This window comes from Saliniramus sp. (genome assembly GCF_035311605.1).
In the GTDB taxonomy this organism is placed as follows: Bacteria; Pseudomonadota; Alphaproteobacteria; order Rhizobiales; family Beijerinckiaceae; genus Saliniramus.
On record NZ_DATGCW010000316.1, the window covers coordinates 1 to 2,929 of the forward strand.

General features: G+C 62.9%; 3 protein-coding genes. All 3 read right to left on the reverse strand.

Annotation, left to right across the window (positions count from 1 at the left end):
• Positions 1–448, reverse strand: a 448-nt coding sequence (locus VKP01_RS14070; protein WP_324413341.1) for a substrate-binding domain-containing protein, incomplete at its 3' end; no start/stop codon positions are given.
• A gap of 556 nt (positions 449–1,004) precedes the next feature.
• A complete protein-coding gene (locus VKP01_RS14075) occupies positions 1,005–1,931 on the reverse strand; it encodes a DMT family transporter (protein WP_324413343.1) in 927 nt (308 codons plus the stop codon).
• Positions 1,932–2,049: 118 nt separating this feature from the next.
• Positions 2,050–2,929, reverse strand: an 880-nt coding sequence (locus VKP01_RS14080; RefSeq protein WP_324413345.1) for an FAD-binding oxidoreductase, incomplete at its 5' end; no start/stop codon positions are given.

Below are 2,929 nucleotides of genomic sequence, written 5' to 3' on the forward strand. Positions count from 1 at the left end.
CGATCTCGCCGTCCACGGCGACTTCGGCGGCCAGCGCCTGGAATATCTGAGCCAGTGAGACGCCAAAGCTCTCGCCATCCACGGACTGGGCGATCGAGAGGCCATCCGAGCCGATCTGGGCTTCGGTGACTTCAGTGACGCCGTTCTCCTGGCAGAGCGCCCACTCGGATTCCTTCATGGCGCGCGACGCGCCCGTCAGATCCGCCGTGTTGGGGCCTATGCCTTCGCAGAAGATCTGCATGCCGCCGCCCGTGCCAGTGGATTCGACAACCGGAGCAGGGTTGCCGGTGACGTTGGCATATTCTTCGGCAGCCGCCTGGCTGTAGGGGAAGACGGTCGAAGAGCCGACGATGCGAATCTGGTCGCGCGTCTGGGCCTGGGCGGCGCCGACAACCATGATGCCGGCGGTCGCGAGGGCAATCGCGCTGGTAAGGGTGGTGAATTTCACGGGTCTACTCCTTGTCGGAATGCAGTTCGCTTCGATCGTGTCGCGATCTCTGTGAAGCAGCGTCCGTATAGACGGCCTAAATGACACTTGGATGACAAGCGTCGTCAAGCGCCATGGTCGGTACGCTTCATCATAGAAGTGAATGCAAATCGCTCCCAAACTGATCGGAGCCGAGCAGGCAAAACTCTGGATTCAGGAAGAAAATTTCTATCCTGGAAACGGTGTTTTGTTGAAAGGATCACATTCTGAGATGAGCTTTCGGGCTACGTATTTATACGGTTCCGTAGCGTCTACAGCTGTTGCGATTTGATCGCGTCGATAACTAAGAGTAATTATTTTCTCTTGTGATGTATTCCTGATTGCTGGAATTTCCGGCATGCCGGACATCATCCGGTGCCGCGCGAGCCCTGTTTGTGAGCGAGCCCTGTGTGTGAGAAAGCCGCTTTCCGCCGGTTGGCAAAAACGCATACGACGCCGTCACGCCAACGCGGTCCATGCCCGGGCGTCGCTGCGGCACTCGCTTGATGCCGGGCGCTCACGCCAGGGCAAATACGCCTCAGATGGCCCGCTTCGAAGCCATTTCCGCCGCCTTCTTCCGGGCAAGCCCGAGACGGTGTTCGCGCCAGATCACGAAAATGCCGGCTGCGATGACGATGGCGGCACCGGCGAGCACGATCGCCTGCGGCCAGTCGCCGAAGACGAACCAGCCGAGCAGCAGCGCCCAGATCATGGTGGTGTATTCGAACGGCGCGATCAGCGAGGCATCGCCGAAGCGATAGCTCTGGGTGAGCAGGATCTGGCCGATTCCGCCCAGAATGCCGATCACCATGAGAATGCCGAAATCGGCAAGGCCCGGCATGTTCCAGCCGAAAAAGATCGTCGCGAGGCCGATCAGGGTGGAGAAGACCGAGAAATAGAAGACGATGGCGCCGGTGCGCTCTGTCGCTGTGAGGCGGCGGACCTGGATCGTCGCTGCGGCAGTGCACAGGGCGGCAAACACCGCGAAGGTCGCGCCCAGCGCCCGGCTCTCGTTGCCGACGGCGCTATCGACCACGCCGAATTGCGGCGTCAGCATCAGGATCACACCGATGAAACCGATACTGACCGCGCTCCAGCGATAGGCGCGCACGGTTTCCTTGAGAACGAGCGCCGCGAGCACCACCACGATCAGCGGCGCGGCGTAACCGATCGCCACGGCATCGGAGAGCGGAAGATAGCTCAGCGCGGCGAATCCGCAGAACATCCCGGTCACGCCGATGATGCTGCGCAGAAGATGGCCCTTCAGGTTATGCGTGCGCACCGCGTTCACCATCACGTCGCTCCAGGCGAGCCAGAGCATCAGCGGGATAAGCGCGAAGGCGGAGCGGAAGAAGATCAACTGCCCGACCGGGTAGGCATCGCTGACGAACTTGATCGTCGCCGCCATCAGCGTGAAGGCGAAGGCCGAGAAGATCTTCAGAAGGATGCCGATGACGGGCTGCACGGGATACGGGCCGGGAGAGGAAAACCACCACCAACAAACCATGCGAGAGGTGCGCCGAGAAGCGCTTTCGTCGCAACGGCAGATGCGCGCCCCACGCATGGCGACCCAGCGTAAACTCTCAGAATCGATCGGCGCGGAACCAGCCCATTTCTACCGCCGGCGTCTCGCCCGTCATCATCTCGGCGAGAATCCGCCCGGTGACCGGCCCCAGCGAGAAGCCGTGATGGTTATGGCCAAAGGCGAACCAGATCCCGTCATGGCGTGGGGCGGGCCCGATGACGGGGCGCATGTCGGGGAAGCACGGTCGCAATCCCATCCACGGTTCCGGCTCGTTCGGCTGGCCGAGCGGGAAGATCTCCTTCGCAAGCGGCTCGCAGCGCGCGATCTGGATCGGGCTCTTCGGCGCATCGCGCGGGGCAAACTCGATCCCGGTCGTGAGCCGGATGCCCTTGTTCATCGGGGCAAGTACCACGCCCGCATCGACATCGAGCACCGGATGATTCAGGACGGCGTTGCCCTCGGCGGCGTAATGCAGGTGATAGCCGCGTTTGGCTGCCAGCGGCATGCGGTAGCCGAGCCGCTCGTAGATATCGTTCGACCAGGCGCCCATGGCGACGACCACGTGATCGGCGGAGATCTCGCCTTCCCCGGTGGTGATGCGCCATCCCGCCTTGCCGCTGCCGCCCTGCGCTTCGAGCGAGCGCGCATCGCCATTGATGAAACGCCCGCCCTTGCGCACGAACAGATCGGCGTAAGCCTTGGTCAGACCGCCGGGATCGGGGCTGGTATTGGGATCACGCAGATGGATTGCGCCGATGACGCGGTCGCTCAAATGCGGCTCGCGCTCCTTCAGTGCGGCCTGGTCGAGCAGATCATAGCTGATCCCGTAATCGCGGGCGAAGCGCTCGGCCTCGGCCGCCTCGGCGTCGAGCCGGGCCTGGCTGCGTGCGGCCTTGATCCAGCCCTTGGGGCGCATCAGCGGCGCGACACCGGCCTCG